The 16992-nt window shown below is 63.6% G+C and carries 17 protein-coding genes; 7 read left to right on the plus strand and 10 right to left on the minus strand.

What is annotated here, in order from left to right; genetic code table 11:
* Positions 1-56: 56 nt before the first annotated feature.
* Entirely contained in the window at positions 57-2252 is a 2196-nt protein-coding gene (locus AC5P5W_RS16975; protein WP_197574260.1) for a hypothetical protein, read from the minus strand.
* A 133-nt stretch (positions 2253-2385) separates the two neighbouring features.
* On the opposite strand from AC5P5W_RS16975, the gene AC5P5W_RS16980 reads away from it, so the two are divergent.
* Positions 2386-2865, plus strand: a complete 480-nt coding sequence (locus AC5P5W_RS16980) for a GNAT family N-acetyltransferase (RefSeq protein ID WP_197574259.1) — start codon at positions 2386-2388, stop codon at positions 2863-2865.
* 22 nt (positions 2866-2887) lie between these two features.
* Here the strand turns inward: AC5P5W_RS16980 and AC5P5W_RS16985 are convergent, their stop codons facing one another.
* On the minus strand, positions 2888-4006 hold the full coding sequence (locus AC5P5W_RS16985) for an ATP-binding protein (RefSeq protein WP_197574258.1): 1119 nt from the start codon (positions 4004-4006) through the stop codon (positions 2888-2890).
* 306 nt (positions 4007-4312) lie between these two features.
* On the opposite strand from AC5P5W_RS16985, the gene AC5P5W_RS16990 reads away from it, so the two are divergent.
* A complete protein-coding gene (locus tag AC5P5W_RS16990) occupies positions 4313-4669 on the plus strand; it encodes a DUF3653 domain-containing protein (RefSeq protein WP_197574182.1) in 357 nt (118 codons plus the stop codon).
* Between the two features lie 58 nt (positions 4670-4727).
* Here AC5P5W_RS16990 and AC5P5W_RS16995 read toward each other — a convergent pair whose 3' ends face one another.
* Positions 4728-5045 (minus strand): hypothetical protein, encoded by a 318-nt coding sequence (locus AC5P5W_RS16995; protein ID WP_057495029.1) that lies wholly within the window; start codon positions 5043-5045, stop codon positions 4728-4730.
* Positions 5046-5615: 570 nt separating this feature from the next.
* Between AC5P5W_RS16995 and AC5P5W_RS17000 the strand changes: the two genes are divergently transcribed.
* Both AC5P5W_RS17000 and AC5P5W_RS17005 read left to right on the plus strand, forming a co-directional pair.
* Complete coding sequence (locus AC5P5W_RS17000) at positions 5616-5885, plus strand: hypothetical protein (protein WP_495221296.1); 270 nt, start codon at positions 5616-5618, stop codon at positions 5883-5885.
* 363 nt (positions 5886-6248) lie between these two features.
* Complete coding sequence (locus AC5P5W_RS17005) at positions 6249-6908, plus strand: hypothetical protein (protein WP_057495028.1); 660 nt, start codon at positions 6249-6251, stop codon at positions 6906-6908.
* A gap of 76 nt (positions 6909-6984) precedes the next feature.
* On the opposite strand, the gene AC5P5W_RS17010 is transcribed toward AC5P5W_RS17005, so the two are convergent.
* On the minus strand, positions 6985-7680 hold the full coding sequence (locus AC5P5W_RS17010) for a DUF4145 domain-containing protein (RefSeq protein WP_152983912.1): 696 nt from the start codon (positions 7678-7680) through the stop codon (positions 6985-6987).
* A gap of 157 nt (positions 7681-7837) precedes the next feature.
* Positions 7838-8959 carry a hypothetical protein gene (locus AC5P5W_RS17015; protein ID WP_197574183.1) on the minus strand — a complete coding sequence of 374 codons (1122 nt, stop codon included), beginning with the start codon at positions 8957-8959 and terminating at the stop codon, positions 7838-7840.
* A 430-nt stretch (positions 8960-9389) separates the two neighbouring features.
* Between AC5P5W_RS17015 and AC5P5W_RS17020 the strand changes: the two genes are divergently transcribed.
* From AC5P5W_RS17020 to AC5P5W_RS17030, 3 genes are all read left to right on the plus strand, one after another.
* On the plus strand, positions 9390-10145 hold the full coding sequence (locus AC5P5W_RS17020) for a tetratricopeptide repeat protein (protein ID WP_197574184.1): 756 nt from the start codon (positions 9390-9392) through the stop codon (positions 10143-10145).
* Between the two features lie 457 nt (positions 10146-10602).
* Entirely contained in the window at positions 10603-10959 is a 357-nt protein-coding gene (locus AC5P5W_RS17025; RefSeq protein WP_075076887.1) for a hypothetical protein, read from the plus strand.
* Positions 10960-11430: a hypothetical protein gene (locus AC5P5W_RS17030; RefSeq protein WP_197574185.1), complete on the plus strand. Its 471-nt coding sequence runs from the start codon at positions 10960-10962 to the stop codon at positions 11428-11430.
* A gap of 39 nt (positions 11431-11469) precedes the next feature.
* Here AC5P5W_RS17030 and AC5P5W_RS17035 read toward each other — a convergent pair whose 3' ends face one another.
* The 5 genes from AC5P5W_RS17035 to paoA are packed head-to-tail and all read right to left on the minus strand — an operon-like array spanning position 11470 to position 16940.
* Positions 11470-12096: a nucleotidyltransferase family protein gene (locus AC5P5W_RS17035; protein ID WP_046430646.1), complete on the minus strand. Its 627-nt coding sequence runs from the start codon at positions 12094-12096 to the stop codon at positions 11470-11472.
* Positions 12072-13133 carry an XdhC family protein gene (locus tag AC5P5W_RS17040; RefSeq protein WP_197574186.1) on the minus strand — a complete coding sequence of 354 codons (1062 nt, stop codon included), beginning with the start codon at positions 13131-13133 and terminating at the stop codon, positions 12072-12074. Before AC5P5W_RS17040 ends, AC5P5W_RS17035 begins: the two co-directional genes overlap by 25 nt.
* An 8-nt stretch (positions 13134-13141) precedes the next feature.
* Positions 13142-15346 carry an aldehyde oxidoreductase molybdenum-binding subunit PaoC gene (paoC, locus tag AC5P5W_RS17045; RefSeq protein WP_197574187.1) on the minus strand — a complete coding sequence of 735 codons (2205 nt, stop codon included), beginning with the start codon at positions 15344-15346 and terminating at the stop codon, positions 13142-13144.
* Positions 15346-16296, minus strand: coding sequence for an FAD binding domain-containing protein (locus AC5P5W_RS17050; RefSeq protein ID WP_197574188.1), 951 nt, complete (start codon positions 16294-16296; stop codon positions 15346-15348). The genes paoC and AC5P5W_RS17050 overlap by 1 nt, the downstream gene beginning before the upstream one ends.
* A complete protein-coding gene (gene paoA / locus AC5P5W_RS17055) occupies positions 16293-16940 on the minus strand; it encodes an aldehyde dehydrogenase iron-sulfur subunit PaoA (RefSeq protein ID WP_046430654.1) in 648 nt (215 codons plus the stop codon). The genes AC5P5W_RS17050 and paoA overlap by 4 nt, the downstream gene beginning before the upstream one ends.
* Positions 16941-16992: the final 52 nt, after the last annotated feature.

Here is a 16992-nt window from a genome sequence, read left to right on the forward strand (position 1 = left end):
AATTGGGGCGTCGGTGTATACGCACCGGGGCCGGCAATGGATGCAGCCGCTTGCCTTCAGTGCGACGAGCCTGCAGCTCCCGTGCCCTGGCCCGCTGGCAGCAGCGAAGGCTGCTGGTCAAACCACTCGCGTGCCTTGGCCAGATGCCATTGGCGCTGGTCGCCGTCCAGCTCGATGCCCGCACCCAGCAGCCCCCACCGTAGATAGAGATCACCGCGCTTGCGCTGTTCCAGCAGATCCAGCCGCGCGCGTACCGACAGGCGGTCGTTCTCGGCCTGCAGGCCATCGATGACCAGATGGCCAGGGCGCCAGCGCAGCGTCGCCTGCGCCTGTACCTGTCCGGAATCCAGCAGGGACAAGGTCCAGCGCGGGTAGTCGGTGCGCTCTGCGAACAGCGCCAGCAACGGTCGCGCATCGCTGAGATCGAGGTCCGTGGTGGCATCCACCTGGAACGGCGACTGCGCATCGATGCGCCCACGCCTGAAGTCCACGCGGCCTTTCCATGCCGTCGAGCCCTGCGTGCCCGCCACCTGCACGTTGCGCAGCTCGACCTTGGTGCCGGACAGATCGAAATGACGCTGGTTGAAGTCTCCCCGGCGCAGTGTTGCGTTCACGTCGATATCGCCGCCCATGTCCAGCCCTGCCACCTTTGCACTGGCGTTGCGCCCCAACAGCCGGGCCGTGCCATGGCCAACGCGCCCGTCGGTATCGAGGGTCGCATCACCACTCACGGTGCCGGTGCCACGGAGCAGTCGCACCTGGGGCGAGCCCAGGTAACGGTTGTAGGCGGTCAGATCAGGGATGGTGGCTTCACTGAAGCGCAGCTGGGCGCGGACGCCTTTGCGCAGTTCCTGCAGGCGGCCATCGCCGGTCAGGTCCAGGGCCAGATCCCGGCCGTCGAACAGGCGTACGTCCTTGGCATCGCCTGGCCGCGCGGTGAAGCGGGGCAACCGGACGGCCAGCCGCGCCTGGCTGGGCGTGCCGGCCTTCAGTTCGCCGTGGGCACTGGCCGTGCCCGCCAAGCGCACACCCGCCACCTCGGCCACGGCTTCGGCTGCAGGAATGTCCACGGTGCTGCCTTCGGTCAGCTCGCCGTTGCGAAGGCGCAGGTCCGCCTTCAGCGTGCCGCCGCCATCCAGCTGCAGCCACGGCTTGCGCACGAACAGGGCAGGGATCCAGTTGAGCGAGGTGAACGTCCATTCGCCGCGCACTTTGCCAGAGCTGCGTTCCAGCAGCAGTGCGGGCTGTTGGAAGGGAATGTCCCGGCCACTGATATGCAGATCGGCATCCACCTCGCTGCCTGAACCGGACTTTGGCGGCAAGCGGGCCTGCAGGCGCAGATCCCGGGCCACATTGAGTTGCAGCGCCAGCATGCCGCGAGCGGGGGCGCCGTCGCCCAGGTAGAGCGGCACCTGCCACAGCGCGTGGTCGCCGGGCTGCAGTTGGCCATCGATCAGGTGGAGTGCGGCCTGCAGCCGTCCGGGCACTGGTGCGCTGGAGATCTTCGGCGTTGTGGCATTGGTGTCCATGCGCAGGCCCTGGCTGCGGGCATCGACCTCGAGCTGGGCATGCAGCAGCTTCAACTTGGCCAGGCCGGGCGCCTGGTCCCGATAATGGCGCGGATAGCTGAAGCGCGCGGTGAGATCCATGTCGCCCAACAGCTGCACGCCGTCAAAGCTGGTGTCGGCATCGCTGAATGCAACCTCGGATTCGAACAGTTCCGACGGCCCGCCGCGCAGCTGCTTGAGGAAGCCCACCGTGCCCTGGCCCTGGCCGATGATCAGCAGCTTGCCGAAACGTGCGCTGCGGATACTGTCGCTGTGGATGGCGTCGAAGCGCAGGGTCCAGCCCCGGTCGCTGCGCGGCGGTGGCGGGATGGCCTCTTCCACGCGGCTGATCTCGGCCGAAACCCCTGTGGCCTGCAGCCGGGGCACCCGCACCTCGCGCTGGAACAGGGGCAGCACCGCCAAGCGAGCGCTGGCGCGGTCGGCGTGCAGCACGTAGACCGTGTGGTTCACATGGCCGCGCATGTGCACGTTCCAGGCGATGACATGGCCTGGCAGCACGGTAATGGCCGGCCCAGTGGTCATCACGAACTTGTGCGGCTTGCGGTTGGTGACCTGGTCGAACAGCGGTGTGTTGAGGAAGATGTTGCCGGCCAGCAGGTACAGCAGGTAGATGCCCAGCAGGACGCAGGCAGGAACACGCCACCGTCGAAGCCGGTGCGGGATGTGCGCGGAAACAGGAGGCATCTACTGCTCTGAAGGCCGGAATATCTGCAACTATTGCCGAGCCGATGGCGGTGGCGCGTGAAGCAGCTACGGAGCAGGCGTTGGATTCTGGTAGTGTCCGGCCTGGTCACCACCACAGATCTGCAGGAGTCGCATGGATATCCGGCCCGCCCGTGCAGGCGATTTCGACGTGATGTGGGGCATGTTCGAGCAAGCCATTGCGACGCAGGATGCGCTGCCCTTTGCTGGCTCTTTCGCTGTCGAGACGTTTCGCGCGCATTGGTTCCGGGCCCAGGTGCCTCATGTAGCTGTGCTGGAGGGCCGGGTTGTGGGCATGTACAAGATGGGCCCGAATTTCCCTGACCTTGGGGCGCATGTGGCCAGCGCCACGTATGTGGTCGACGCCGCGACACAGGGGCGGGGCGTGGGCCGAGCCCTGGCGGAACACAGCCTGGAGCGGGCGAGGGCGGAAGGGTTCCTGGCCATGCAGTTCAATTACGTGGTCAGCACCAACGGCCCGGCGGTGGCGCTGTACCGGAAGCTGGGGTTTGCGGTGGTTGGAACGCTGCCAGAGGCCTTCCGGCATGGCAGGCGCGGGTTGGTCGATGTCTTCGTGATGCACAGGTTCCTGTAGTGCCGTCGCCAGGTCGGCCGCATCAATCAGCATTCTTCGGGAGTGTGATGACGAATGAGGTGCGGCCATCACGCCATCGTCCATGGACAGTGCCGCGGTGCGCGTGGCAGATTTCCCGCACCAGAAACAGGCCGAGGCCAAGGCTCGCGTGTTCTCCCTGTGACGCGTTGTGCGAGCCTCGGCGCAAGGGATCGAACAGGCTGTTGAACGCTTCGTCCGACAGTTCGGCCCCCGTGTTGCTCACCGTGATCAGGATCTGGTCGGCGAGGCCCTCAAGGCTGATCCGCACATCGGTGCCGTGTTCGCCGTACTTTGCGGCGTTGGTCGTGAGGTTGTGAACCGCCTCGCGCAACGAAGAGGCATCGAAGCAACCGCGGGCATCGCCTTCAACCTCATACGTGATAGGGACGTGGGGCAGGGCAGCGCGAAGCAATTCGACTTCCTCGCCAAGCGATTGGGCAAGATCGCAGTCCGCCGGATGAATGGCCATCCCATCGCCCAGCTTGCTGCGGCTGTAAGCCAGCAGGTCGTCCAGCAGCTTTTTCATGCGCATGCTGCCGTTGATGATCCGCTCGGCCTGCTTGGCCAAAGCTGGGTCCTGCAGCCCACTGGCCAGGGTGTCTGCCGAGAAGATGATCGCTGCCAAGGGGCCTCGGAGATCATGCCCGAGCGCCGCGAGGAAGATCTGCCGCCAGGATTCGACCTCGGCAGAGAACTGAGCAAGGGATTCGGCCACCGCCTGGTCGATGGCCTCATTGAAACGAAGGATGTCATCGATCGATGAAGTGACCAGCCGCTGGTCGGATGCCCATCGCCGAAGTACCGAAGCCCGAAGCGCTCGATACTCAGCCACCATCTGGTTGAGGCCAAAGCCGGCGATGGCGCGGGTTCGGCCATGATAGGACGCGGCGGACTCGGGACCGGGTTTCAACGGTGCAAGCCCGTGGGACTTTGCGAGCTGCTGGGAGTCTGTCTGCGGCGATCTGAGATCGTCTATGACCGCCTGAAGAATCTGGGGAAGATGATTCCGAAGTTGCTTTGCGCTGAACTCGACGGTATCGGGTGCCTGCGTTTCGGCAAATGCCACCGCGTCGTCGAGGATTTCCCGCGCATTCCGTTCGATAAAATCAGCCAGGCGCATCGCCAAACCCGTCCTTAAGTGGTGCGCCGAGCCTACACGACGGCGTTTGGATACGGGGTGAGAAAGGCTCGGCCTGTGGGGCGCGGTTCCGCCGGTGTTGGGGCGGCCATTTGAAGGGGGAGCCTGCAGCGCGGGTTGGGCCCGGGCGGCGGTCGCCCGGGCCAGTCTGGCTAGAACATAATATACATTATGCGAAATACTATATCGGTCAGCCGCAGCCTTTTTTGGCTCCGCATGGCAATGGTTGCAGCTCTGGCTTGGCTCTTTCCTGCCAGCTAGCTCCCCCAACAAGGATGAGCTGGCAGCATGATCGAGATTGATCCGCACGACCGTATTGACTTGGCCGGCCCCTGGGCAGGTTTTGGCTTCCAAGGTGGCCATATGTTCACCCCTGATGGCCATCAGCTGGAGTCTTGTGACATGGCTTGGTTGTCCCTGACCTGCAACATCGCGCGGGAATGGCGGTTGTTGATGGCCGAGGCTCGCGCCGGGATGGCCAATCGACCCGTACCCGCTGCCGTGGTTCATGTCTCGGCGAAATCTAGCGTGATCTACCTTGCCGAAGCTCTCAGAATTCGCCAGGAAAGGCGGTTCGGCATGGGCGAAAGCTACCCCGGCGCCGACGATACAAATGTCGTGGAGTTTCGGCCGGGGCCGAGGTAGCGATAGTGCTAGTGGAGCGTCTACGTAGGGGCGTCGCCCCTACACCCCCTGCTCGCCATCAGATCTGCACTTGGACATCTATGACATCAACGCACGTAGATGGCTTTGTGTGGTTGTCGGCGGTATGCCAGGGGCCTGGACGTGCCTGAATTTCAGTGAATTTACTCAGCTGCATGCATTTCCAGTTCTGGCGTGACGAAGGATCCAATATCGGCCCTTCACTCGTCTCACCTCCGAACTGGAAGAACAGTGCCTGTTCCCTGCCATTCTTGGTGCCAATCATGTGCGGACACAGCTCGCGGTAATGTCCGTCATAAACGCCGACGATTTGATGCTGATCGATGATTGCTTGCCGAACGATTGCGTACGTGCTCATTCAGAATCTCTCCTTGAAAATTGAATGGTCGATTTAGCGTCAATCTGTGACTGCGAGCATTGAATCCGCTCGATAGTCGAGTGGGACTTTAGGCGAGGCCGGCCGCCCGTGCAAATCTTTGGAACCAGCTCCCATTAGCGCGCCTCGCCAGAACATCGATTACTGCTCACGGCAGCGTAGCCATTCCCCGTTGCCATTTTGCAACTGCTCCCAACCATTGCTGAGTCGGCGCATTGCCGTGCCAGCCAGGCAAGCCGCGCCCAGCTTCTTTGCATCCACGCTGCCATACGCAGGCAGGCAGACAATCTCGCTAGATGGCGTCGGTATGCCTTGGCGCCGGGCTTCGGCTCGGATCAAAGGCAGCTCAACATCAGCGCAATAGATCCGAATGCGTGCAGCATGTCGATGGAGGCGGAAACCAGTCAATGCCGACCGTCAGGGTTCCATAGGCGTTCCTGAATTCACTGACTCCCCTGTTAGATGAGGGGAGTGCCGATGCACTTTCCTGCCCTCGCCTACCCATGGCAAACCTCCTGTAGCATCGAACCATCAACCAAGAAGGAGATCCTCATGCCTGAAAATCCTCCCGCTTCCCTCGCCCACCTGGGGGCGGCTGTAGATGCACTGATCGCATCGAACGCACTTCTATTCAGCATGCTGGCTTCTCCAAAAGACGTTGAAGCTGCCACTGCACTTCTTGAGCAGCTTGCTGCCAGCCCTCTCCAAAGTCCGGAAGATGGGTTGCGCATGGATATCTTTGGGGAGACAGCGAGTCAGCTGAGAGCGCTGCAATCGTCAGGCATATTGCCGCGCCGTACTGAGCTCGAATCGAGTTCCTGATGTCGTCGTTGCTCGTCATCACGCAGCCCTCCGCTGCTGAACCCGCGAGCACCGCCGGGCCAGGTCAACCAGCCAGGCTGCCAATGCGGCCGGCATGTGTTCGCGCTCGGCCTTGGTGACCTCTGGGCGCCATTCGGCATCGCCCTTGCGAATACGTGTGCCGTCCTTGCCCTTGCGGGTCGGCAACGAAGGCGGCTTCGCTAGACTGCTGCGCGGCGGTATGTTCACGCCGATCCAGTAGTCACGACATGATGCGAGCGAAGCCGATAGAGACAGCTGCGATCACCCCAAGCAGCGCGAAGGCAAGAACGGGTTCGGTCATGTCAAAATGCTCCAACTGCCAAGGACGCCGCGAGGAGTGGAATGGACACTAGGATCAAGTTGCGCCTGAGCCAAGAGGCGATTGCGTTTCTCTTCTTCTTCGGATTTTTGCTTGGAGTCGCAATTACATCTGCTGCTCTTCTTGGCAGCCAAATCCCATTGAAGTGCTTTGAAGCTGGGAACCTGGCAGATTGGGTCGCAGCTCTTGGCACCTGGGTAATTGGTGTCGCGGCAACATTTGTGGCGGTGGTCACGTTCCTCTACACGCGAGCGCAGGGGCGTGGCGTTCGATCGGCGCTGCTGAAGAGCGCTCGCTTCATTACAGCCGATGCGCTGTGGATCGAGATTGAGATCAGCGCTTTCCTCGATCGGCCTGAGGAGAGGCAAAAGTGGCGACATCTCAAGAAGATGCTGAAGGAATGCCATGTCCGTTCGGAGCCAATCAAGATCGACTCGGCAGCTTTGCCATACGTGCCAGATGAAGCAAACAAAACGCTGGCTTTTATTAACACCCGGCTTCGTGGGCTCCGAACTTTGATGGAATCTGACGCTTGGAAGGAGCCCGAGGGAAAGGGGGATGAGTTCATTGGCAAGGACTTGCTTGAAGCTCTTGGTGGGATCCACTCCTTCGCGAAAGAGATCGATGAGTACTGCGAGGACTTCTCGAACCTTCTGAGGAAGGCGGCCGCAACTAAAGGTTGAGTTCGTCTGAGTGGCCATTCGCGCCCTCCTTGTCCTAGGGGTAGCGCAACTGTAAGGGCGTTGCCCCTGCACCGGGCTATCTTGCCCGCGCTTCCTTTCGCTCCCGTGCAAGACGAACTCGCGCCTTCTCGGTGTAGCGACGTCGCAGTAGTTCGGTGGTGAAGTCAAGTAGATCTTCAGCCTCTGCAGAAGTTAGTGATCCCCGGTGGACGCCATCATTACCATCATCTTTGATGCAGACCGAAAGATCATGAAGATCCTCCGGTAACTTTCCATTCTCAAACAACCACGGGAGTCTCAATCCAAGCTCTCTTGCTGTTCGAGGATTGGGGCCGCCCTGGTCTGTGGCAGGAACAAGATCAACGGTCGCCAGGTCAACGCATAGCCGGAACATCGCAGCGGCGGCATTAACGCAACCTATTGCGAGACAAGACGCTCCTTCCGAGAATGCTGCTTCGATTGGTTCCGGAAGATGCTCGGGCGGTGCAACTGACGCAACATCCTTGATGTTGACCACCGCAATGACGTCTACGAAGTGATTGAGCACGCCCGGCACTTGACGCAGGCCGCCGATCATTTTTACTTGCGCGTATGACTCGCGGTCGTTCGTCTGAACGATAAGTATTGACCCCTTCTTACAGGAGCGGCAAACGCCGAAGACTTCATGCACGTCTTGCCATCCGGATCTCTGAGTCAGCCAGTTCATTCCGCCGACATCAAAGGTCGTATGCGGGGTGCGGCACCTAGAGCATTCATGCGTAATCTCAGCCATATAGGTTCCTAGCCAGCTATTGAGGTGTCAGTACTTTCGAGGTAATGCCAAAGAATACCTGGTCCTGAGTCGCTCTTTTTAAGCTGCCCAGACCTCCCATGCGGGGGCTCAATTCGAAAGGGCGCCGCATGCCAGCCGCTTCGTATACCTCCGCACGCTAATGATCCTGATTCTCTGAGCGCTGCGCAATCGAAGGCTCCTTTAGCTTGTGTCCGCCAGTTCGTTCAACGTGCCCGACTGCTTTGAGTACGGCTTCTTTGACGTCTTCAGATAGATTCGGGACCCTCTTCAAGGCCTCACGGAACGCCGGAGACGCGAAGAGCTCGGCATACGGGCTTCCATGGTCAACCTCCGCCATGAAGCGTAGCGGCTCTTGATCAAGGTGACGGAGAGCAGACCCAAAAAGATCTCTCTCAAAGTCCGGGTCAATACGTGAAGCCTCGCGCCTATAGCCCTCGTAGGCTGTGGCCAGGGATGCCTTAAACGAATAATCTTCAGCAAGGCGGAATCTCTGCGCTATTTGACGGGTCGCCAACCAAGCCACCAACAATGGCGCAGCCAAGGAAAGCGTCCCGAGGGCTACCTGAACCCAGATCAATGACATCAACTGCTGCGTCACAGGGCTACTTGTCAGCTCTGAAATTGCTTGGACTCGGAGATAGCCAAGATAGGCGCCAGTACCGAGAGCGCCTATCAAAAGGCCCACCCACCACCTGACTGAAATTCGGAGTGCGTTGGCTCGGCTGTTGAACGCTTCAGCTAGCGCGTGACTAGTCGTGGCTCGATAAACCGCTTCGATTCCGTCAAGAACTTTCCTGGCTTCTCCCTCCAGCGCCTCCATGCGTCCAAAGCATGATGCAGCTTCATCTGCCGCAGCTTTCGACTTCGATGCAGCTTCAGCTGCGGACTGATGTGCTGCGGCAACATCCTTCCGCGCATTCACAATCATCTCGGCATCGACCGGAAGATCCCCAATCATTTGGGCGCCTTGGCTGATCTCGGCCAACTGGCCTTCGAGAGCATCACGATCGACAATGATGGCGTCCAACGCGGTCTTGGTTAACTTTAGCTTGCGTCGCAAACGACTCGGCAGCGTCTCGGAATCAGGCTCGACCCAAACGCCGCTTGGAAACAGAATCCGCTCCCACTGATTGAACGTCTCAAAGTAAGCCCAGCCAGCCTGGCCTATACTGCTACTTAAGAGATTTCCTAGGTTGCCGGTTAGCATGGCGAGCCGGGATGGAATGCTATCGATTAATTCCGCCTGATACTGCTCCATGGGGTTACTGAAATCAAAGGAGAGATCTGCACCCCTAATTCGTTGGGCCAGGCGCGCTGGTACAACAGCAAGGTCGCGTGGTGTAAGTGCGGGCGCCAACCGCCCAATTTGCTGCAAAAAGGGGGTTAGTCACCCCGCTAAAGGTTCGTTCCACAGCAGACGTAAACTCATCCAAAGATGCGCAAGCCGCCTCGATTTTACCGTCCATTACCCCACCCTCCTTCGGCGCATTGTAGATGTAGATCCTGCCTCAGCCGCAAGAAGTCAGCCAGTTGCTTTGTAGTGCGACAATGGAAATCGCGGCGCATTGTTGTCGGTCAGAGCGTTCGGTCACAATTAATGTGACGCGTCACGCCCGGCCAGCACCCCCATTGGCGCTCCACCCCACGCACTCTATAGTGCCAGCCCTCACAAGGACGAGGCGGCACACATGCCCTATATCGGAATCGGACTCCACGTACTGGCGGCCATCTACTTCGCGGTGCACGCCATCCGCTCGGGCCAGAGCCTCTACTGGCTCATCCTGCTCTTCTCGTTCCCTTTGCTCGGCAGCGTCGTCTACTTCCTGGCGATCTACTTCCCGGAAGCCCGCAACTCGCGCGGCGCGCGGCAGGCAATCCGTTCCGCCAAGCAGCTCATGGACCCGGGCCAGGACCTGCGCAATGCCCGCGCCGAACTGGCGCGCACGCCCACCGTGCAGAACCGTGTTCGCCTGGGCATGGCGCTGCTCGATGCCGGCCAGGCGGAGGAAGCCAGAACCCTGCTTGAGCAGGCCGCAAGCTCGCCACTGGGCGACGATCCCTACATCCTGACCGGCCTTGCCCGTGCCCGCCTCGATTCCGGGCAGCCCGCGCTTGCGGCGGAGACGCTGGACGGCCTGTTCGCCCGCCATCCGGATGTGCGCCGCAAGCCGGAACAGACCCTGCTTTACGCGCAGGCACTGGCGGCTGCCCAAGCGCCCGGCACCCGTGCCGCGTTCGAGCGAGCCGTGGAATGCGGAAACGATGCCGCCGCCCGCTGCCTGTACGCCGAGTGGTTGATGGCACAGCCACAGCCCGCCGATCGTGAGCAGGCCCGCAGCCTGTTCGCCAGCATCATCGATGATGCCCAGCACTGGTCGCGTCACGCACGCAGCCACAATGCCGCATGGCTGGAGCGGACCAAGGTCGCGTTGAAGGGCTACTGACGCCTGGCGGCCTTTGGCAACCCTGTCGCATCCGCCTCGTTCACGGCCTCGCCGGGCGGATGCCGACACTCGTCAGGCGTGCACCACCGACATCGCCGATAGCCTTGCAGTGCAAGGCTCCGGCCTCATTGCGCGGTATACAACGATTCTGAAAATGTTGAATGTGGTGACGGCATCAGCCTTACTGCATTGGCATCGCGCACAACCGGGCGTATTCCTTTGCGTGCCACCGGAAACGGGTGGCCGGGATTCGAAACCCCGGTTCTACGCTGAAGTAAACGCTTGCCAGCCGGCATTACCCCTCAGGTGGTGCCGGCTGGCAATCCGTCGGCCGACTATGGCGGGCGGTGCGTGGAGGCCTTGTGCCTGCCGGTTTAGCGTAGACCGGGTTTCGAACCTCGCACCGCCCGCCACCTTTATCGGTGGCGGCTTCTGCATGCACGCAAGGAGCCCCGCCATGACCCAGCCCCACTCCCCTGCCCCGCACCCGATTCGCGACACGCCTGCGAATGGCCCTGCGCTGGACCCGAACACCCTCATCGCCCTGCTGCACAGTATCGGCGCCGGCGCCGCCTCCGATGGCCAGCCCTGGCCTGAGCGCCATCAGATGCCGGGCCGGCGCATCGCCTTGGCGGATACCGACTGCTCGCTGGCGGGTCTTCGGGTGGTGCTGGAGATCCTGCTGGCCGCACAGCGCGCCCGCGAAAATGGCGAACTGGAGCAGTACGTCGGCCCGCGCGTCATGGAGGGCCTGATCATGGCTGGCATCGGCCTTACCGCACACGCCAGTACGCGCCTGCATCCGGAGGGGTGAGTGGCGTGGTGCCGCTGGGCGGCCAACGCGCTCTGTCTTGTGGTGGTGGTTGCGGCACAGGCGCAGTGGCCGGCGACGCTAGTGCCCTCGCCTGTCGCGTTCCAAAACATCAACGACGATCGATTCTCACAACTGCGCCGCCAGGCGATGCAGTTCGTGGACTCTCGCCCACGACAGGGCTTCCAGTTCGTGGAGCGGCGCCGAGATGCCGAGTTCCAGGTTCATTGCCGGGGCATACCCGCGCTGTGGCTGGAGGGGCGCTCGCACCATCTGCTGTTGCAGGTCTCACTGGACGCGGAGCAGCGGGCGCCCGCCGTTGTGCAGCTTGGTACGTTGCTTCAATGGCAGCTGGAGCCGGTGGGCTATCTGGAGCAGGTGCTGGCTGACGTGCCGGAACCTGTTCTGTTGGATCGGGTGCTGCAGATGTTCGGGGGCGAGGTGCCTGAGGGCGCGCGATGTGGCCCACACTAGTCACCTGCGCGACAGGCATTGGCCCAGTGATCATGCGGGTCACCTCCCGGCATCGATCCAGCCCGCATCGCGCGCACGCGCAAGATCTTCTGGCGTATCAATATCCAGGCCCAGTTCCGGTGCCTGCAGGACATGCACCGTATCGACAGGAAGTTGCCGCAGGCGCGCTCCGAAGCCCCGGTCACCGGCTGCACCGACAGCGGTGAACCAGGCGCGCGGCACGACTGCGGGAACGCCAAGCGCATTTCCGTGGCGGGTGCCCGCGCACGTTGACGCTGCGGCGCGGGCACCGGAAAGCAGCGCCTGCAGGTGGGAGCGCTCGATTGCGGGCTGGTCGCATGCCACGATCATCACCGCGGTCACCGTGGGCAGCAGGTGTGCGCCGGCAACCTGCAGACTGCTCGCCAGGCCACGCTCCCAGTGGTGGTTGGTTACCGGAGTGGCATCCAGCCCGGCAACGCTGGATGTCACGGCCTGTGCGTTCGCGCCCACCACGACCAGTACCTGCGCTGGCGCAACCTCCCCCGCCAATCGCACCACGCGGTGTACCAGGGTCTCGCCCTGCCGGGTGAGAAGCTGCTTGGGCTGGCCAAGTCGGGTGCTCCCGCCGGCAGCAAGCACGACGACCGCATGCGCGTCAGTCACCTGCCGTGCGCGCTTCGCCATTGCTGCAGCTGTGCGGCGATGCTGAGCGAAATCGCCTCCGGCCCTCGGCCGCCGATGTTCAGGCCGACCGGTGATCGAAGTCTCGGGGAAAGCCGGTGGCGCTGATCCGGTGTCAGCAGCTTGAACAGGTCCTCGCGCCTTCGCCGCGGACCCAGCAGTCCAATGAACGCGACGTTGGTATCAGCCAGGGCCACCAGCGTCTCCCGGTCCAGTTCGAAATCGTGATGCATCACCAGTGCCGCGTCGCAACAGTCGCCATGAAGGGCCTCGGCCGGGCTGGTCTGAAGATGCGCATCCGCGCACTGCCCGGCTGAGGCCCAGCGCGCTCGCCGTTCGGCTACGCTGACCCGCCACCCCAGGCCGCGCAGCAGCGGAACCAGGAAGGGCGTTTCGGGACCGCCCCCCAACACCAGGGCCCGCGGAAGCCGGGGCAACGGCAAACGCCACGCGCCCTCGCCAAAGGGCTGTGTACCCTCCATCGGATGCAGCTGCCACGCCTGCTCGCGATGGCCGGCACGGAAAACGACCTGCCCCGACGTGCGAAGGTCGCGCTGGAGTGACACGCCCTCGCGGAGCCAGACCTCGATGACGTCGTCGATGCCGGACATGGCACGCGACGGCAGCAGCGCAATCCGAAGCCGGCCGCGGCAGCCGAGCGCGGACCCGCTCAACAGGTCGTCGTCACTGCGGGTGTCGATCTCGATCCAGTCGACCCGCCCTGCCGCGCTCACCTGCTCCGCGCGTCGCGCGAGCTCGGGCTCCAGGCATCCGCCGCTCAGCCAGCCGACCTGGCTGCCGTTGCAGAACAGCACCATGTCGCCGGCACCGGCGTAGGTGGAGCCATCGGTTTCCAGCACCAGCGCGAGCACGGCGTGCTCCCCCGCGCGCACGCGCGTCAAGGCCGTCTCGAGCACGCCGCGCGGGCTGCCTTCGGCGAGGAAGCCCGGCGCTGCGGACAGGTCCTCGGCAAGATCGCCGGGCTCCCCTCCGCCTGCGGCGGAGACCTCCAGAGTGGGCGAGGCTACGGGTCGGTCCATGCGCAACGTCAGCCTATGTCGGGCAAGCCGGGCAACAGCTTGTCCAGGGTGATGGGATAGCTGCGCACGCGCACGCCGGTTGCGTTGTAGATCGCATTGGCGATCGCGGCGCCAACCCCGCAGATGCCCAGTTCACCCACACCCTTGGCCTTCATCGGCGAGATCACCGGATCCAGCGTGTCGAGGAAGACCACTTCCTGGTACGGAATGTCGGCGTGCACGGGAACCTCGTAGCCGGCCAGGTCGTGGTTGATGAACAAACCAAGCCGTTTGTCGACCACCAGCTCCTCCATCAGGGTCGCGCCCGCACCCATCACCATCCCGCCGATGACCTGGCTGCGTGCGGAGAGCGGATTGAGGATCCGGCCGCCATCGCATACGGCAAGCATGCGGCGAATGCGCGTTTCTCCAGTGTAGGCATGCACGGCGACCTCGCAGAAATGTCCTGCATAGGTGCCGACGTCGTAGCCTTGTTTGAAGTCGCCGAAGGCAATGCCGTCCTCCGCCGACAGGGTTCCCGCCTCCGCCAGCGTGATGGTCCGCCCATCCGCCTGGATGCGGCCATTGGCGAAGTTTGCGGTGTCGCCGTCGAAGCCGAGTTTCTCGCCCACCTTGCGGCGCAGGCTGACGCACGCCGCGTACACGCCCGCGGTGGAGCTTGCCGCGCCCCACTGGCCGCCGGAACCGGCGGAGGCGGGATGACGGGAGTCACCGAGGGTGACCTGGACCTGGTCCAGCGGCACGCCCATGGTCTCGGCTGCCGTCTGCGCGATGATCGTGTAGGAGCCGGTGCCGATGTCGGTCATGTCGGTCTCGACAACCACCCCGCCCTGGCCGTCAAGCCGGACCCGCGCCGCCGACTTCATCGTCGGTGCGCCGCGATAGCCCGCGGACACGCCCATGCCGACCAGCCAATGCCCTTCCCTGACCTGCGCCGGCCGGGCGTTGCGCTTGTTCCAGTTGAAGCGCTCCGCGCCTTCGCGCAGGCAGCGCACCAGGTTGCGGTCGGAGAATTTCTTGGACGGATCGCCGGGCACGACCTCGGGCTCGTTGAGGATGCGGAACGCGATCGGATCGAGGCCCAGCTTCTCGGCCATTTCGTCCATCGCCACTTCCAGCGCCATGTGGCCCGGTGCTTCACCCGGTGCGCGCATCGCATTGCCTTCGGGCATGTCGAGCGTGGCGATGTAGTTGGCCACCAGGCGGTTGGCGCCTGCATAGAGCTTGGGCGTCTGCAGGGTGCCGTTTTCGCCATCCTCGCCGTTGATGTTGCCCGACCAGTTCTCATGGGCGATGGCGGAGATCCGGCCATCCTTTCCGCAGCCGATCCGCACGCGCTGGAGGGTGGCGTGCCGGTGGGTGGTGTTGTTGGGCATCAACGGGCGTTGCAGCGCGATCTTCACCGGTCGCCCGACCTGCTTGGCCGCCAACGCGGCCAGCACCGCGTCGGCACGGATGAACAGCTTGCCGCCGAAGCCGCCGCCGATATAGGGCGAGTCCACGCGCACCTTGGCAGGATCGATGCCGAGGATCGCCGCCATGCCCTGCCTGGCCCAGTCGATCATCTGGTTCGCCGTCCACAGCGTGAGCGTGTCACCCTCCCAGGCGGCGATGGTGGCGTGCGGCTCCATCATCGAATGACTTTCGTCGGAGGTGTGATAGGTCTCGTCGAGCTTGACCGCGGCGCTCGCGTAGGCGGTGTCGAAATCGCCCAGCGCCTGCCGGTCGGGCTTGCCGTCACGCCCCTTTGCCAACGGCGCGGACGGTGCCAGGGCCGGGAAATCGAAGCGGCCCTTGCTGCGCTCGTAGCGGGTGCGGATCAGCGCCGCGGCGGCGCGGGCCTGCTCGAAGGTCTCTGCCACCACGCAGGCGATGGCCTGGTGGTAGTGGGCCACTTCGGGTCCGCCGAACAACGGCGCGTTGTTCCAGTTCGATTTGCCGACCGGCTTGGTTTCCGGTGCGGTGATGACCGCCAGTACGCCGGGCGCGGCACGTGCGCGGGAGGCATCCATCGAAATGATGCGCCCCTTGCCGATACCCGCACCGACGATGTAGCCGTAGGCCTGGTTCGGCGCCACCTCGTGGCGCTCGTACGCATAGGGGGCGGTGCCGGTGGTCTTGCGTGGACCGTCGATGCGCGGCGTCGGTTTGCCGACGACCTTGGCCTTGTCGAACAGGTTGTCGCCGGCGGGGGCGTTGAATTCAAGGGGCATCAGCGCTCTCCTTCCACCAGCACGGCCGCGAGGGTGCGCTCGGCGAGCGCGATCTTGAACGCATTCTCCCGCGTCGGACGGGCACCGGCGAACACCTGCCGGGCCGCGGCCTTTACGCCGTCGCGCAGCAGTGGTTCGGCTGCCTCGACGCGCCACGGCTTCGGCGCAACTCCACCGAAGGCGAACCGCGCCGAACCGTCTCGCTGCACGACCGCAGCGACCGACACCAGTGCGAACGCATAGGACGCGCGGTCACGTACCTTGTGGTACACGTGCCGACCGCCCAGGGGCTTCGGCAGCGTGACGTGGGTGATCAGCTCGCCGCGCTGCAGCACGTTGTCCTGCTGCGGCCTGTCGCCGGGGGAACGATGGAAATCGGCAATCGGGATGCTGCGCGTACTGCCGTCACCGCTGACGGTCTGGATCGAGGCGTCCAGCACCCGCAGGGCCACCGCCATGTCGCCCGGATAGGTCGCGATGCAGCTGTCCGAGGTGCCGATCACGCCCATCTGCCGGGAGAACCCCTCGAGTGCGCCGCACCCTGATCCGGGCAGGCGCTTGTTGCAGGGCAGATGGGGATCGTAGAAATACGGGCAGCGCGTGCGCTGCAGCAGGTTGCCGCCGGTGGTGGCTTTGTTGCGCAGCTGCCCGGAGGCGCCTGCCACGATCGCGCGGGTCAGCACCGCGTAGTCGCGGCGCACGCGCTCATGCGAGGCCAGCGCGGTATTGGTGACCAGCGTGCCGATGCGCAGGCCGCCCTCGTCGGTGGGTTCGATCCTGTCCAGGCCGATGTCCTGCACATCGACCAGGTGCGCTGGCGTCTCGACCTCCAGCTTCATCAGGTCGAGCAGGTTGGTCCCTCCGGCCAGGAACTTCGCGCCCTCGATACCGGCGACGGCCTTGGCGGCCTCGGCCGGGGATTTCGCGCGTTCGTAACTGAAGGCCCTCATGCGCGCCTCCCTGCAGGGGTCACGCCTGCAACCTCTTCCATCGCCTCGGCAATATTGGAATAGGCTCCGCAGCGGCAGAGGTTGCCGCTCATGCGTTCGCGCATCTCCATGTTGGTGGCCCGGGGCCGTGCGCTGACGTCTGCCTGCACATGACTGGGGACACCCCGCTTGATCTCGTCCAGTACCGCCACCGCCGAGCAGATCTGCCCCGGCGTGCAGTACCCGCACTGGTAGCCGTCATGCTTGATGAAGGCGGCCTGCAGCGGATGCAGGTCATCGGGGGTTCCGAGGCCTTCGATGGTGGTGATGGCATCGCCCTGGTGCTGCACCGCCAGGCTGAGGCAGGCATTGATGCGCTCACCGTTGACCAGCACGGTACAGGCACCGCATTGACCGTGGTCGCAGCCCTTCTTGGTCCCGGTCAGCTTCAGATGTTCGCGCAGGGCATCGAGCAGCGTAGTCCGCGTGTCGAGCTCAAGCTCCCGCCGCTTGCCGTTGACGGTCAACGCCACCGTGCTGATGACCGGCGGCCTGGGCGGCGGGGGCGTCGCCAGTTCGGCGGCGAGCGATGACGCCCCCGGTGCGGCGGACATTGCCACGGTCGTGACGCCGCCGGCGATCACCTGGCGACGCGTCAACTTCATTCCTTCATCACAACTTGGCACAGTGACCTCCTGGCGTTCGGGACAATCCCGT

Source organism: Stenotrophomonas sp. YJH_SMC_123 (genome assembly GCF_059368215.1).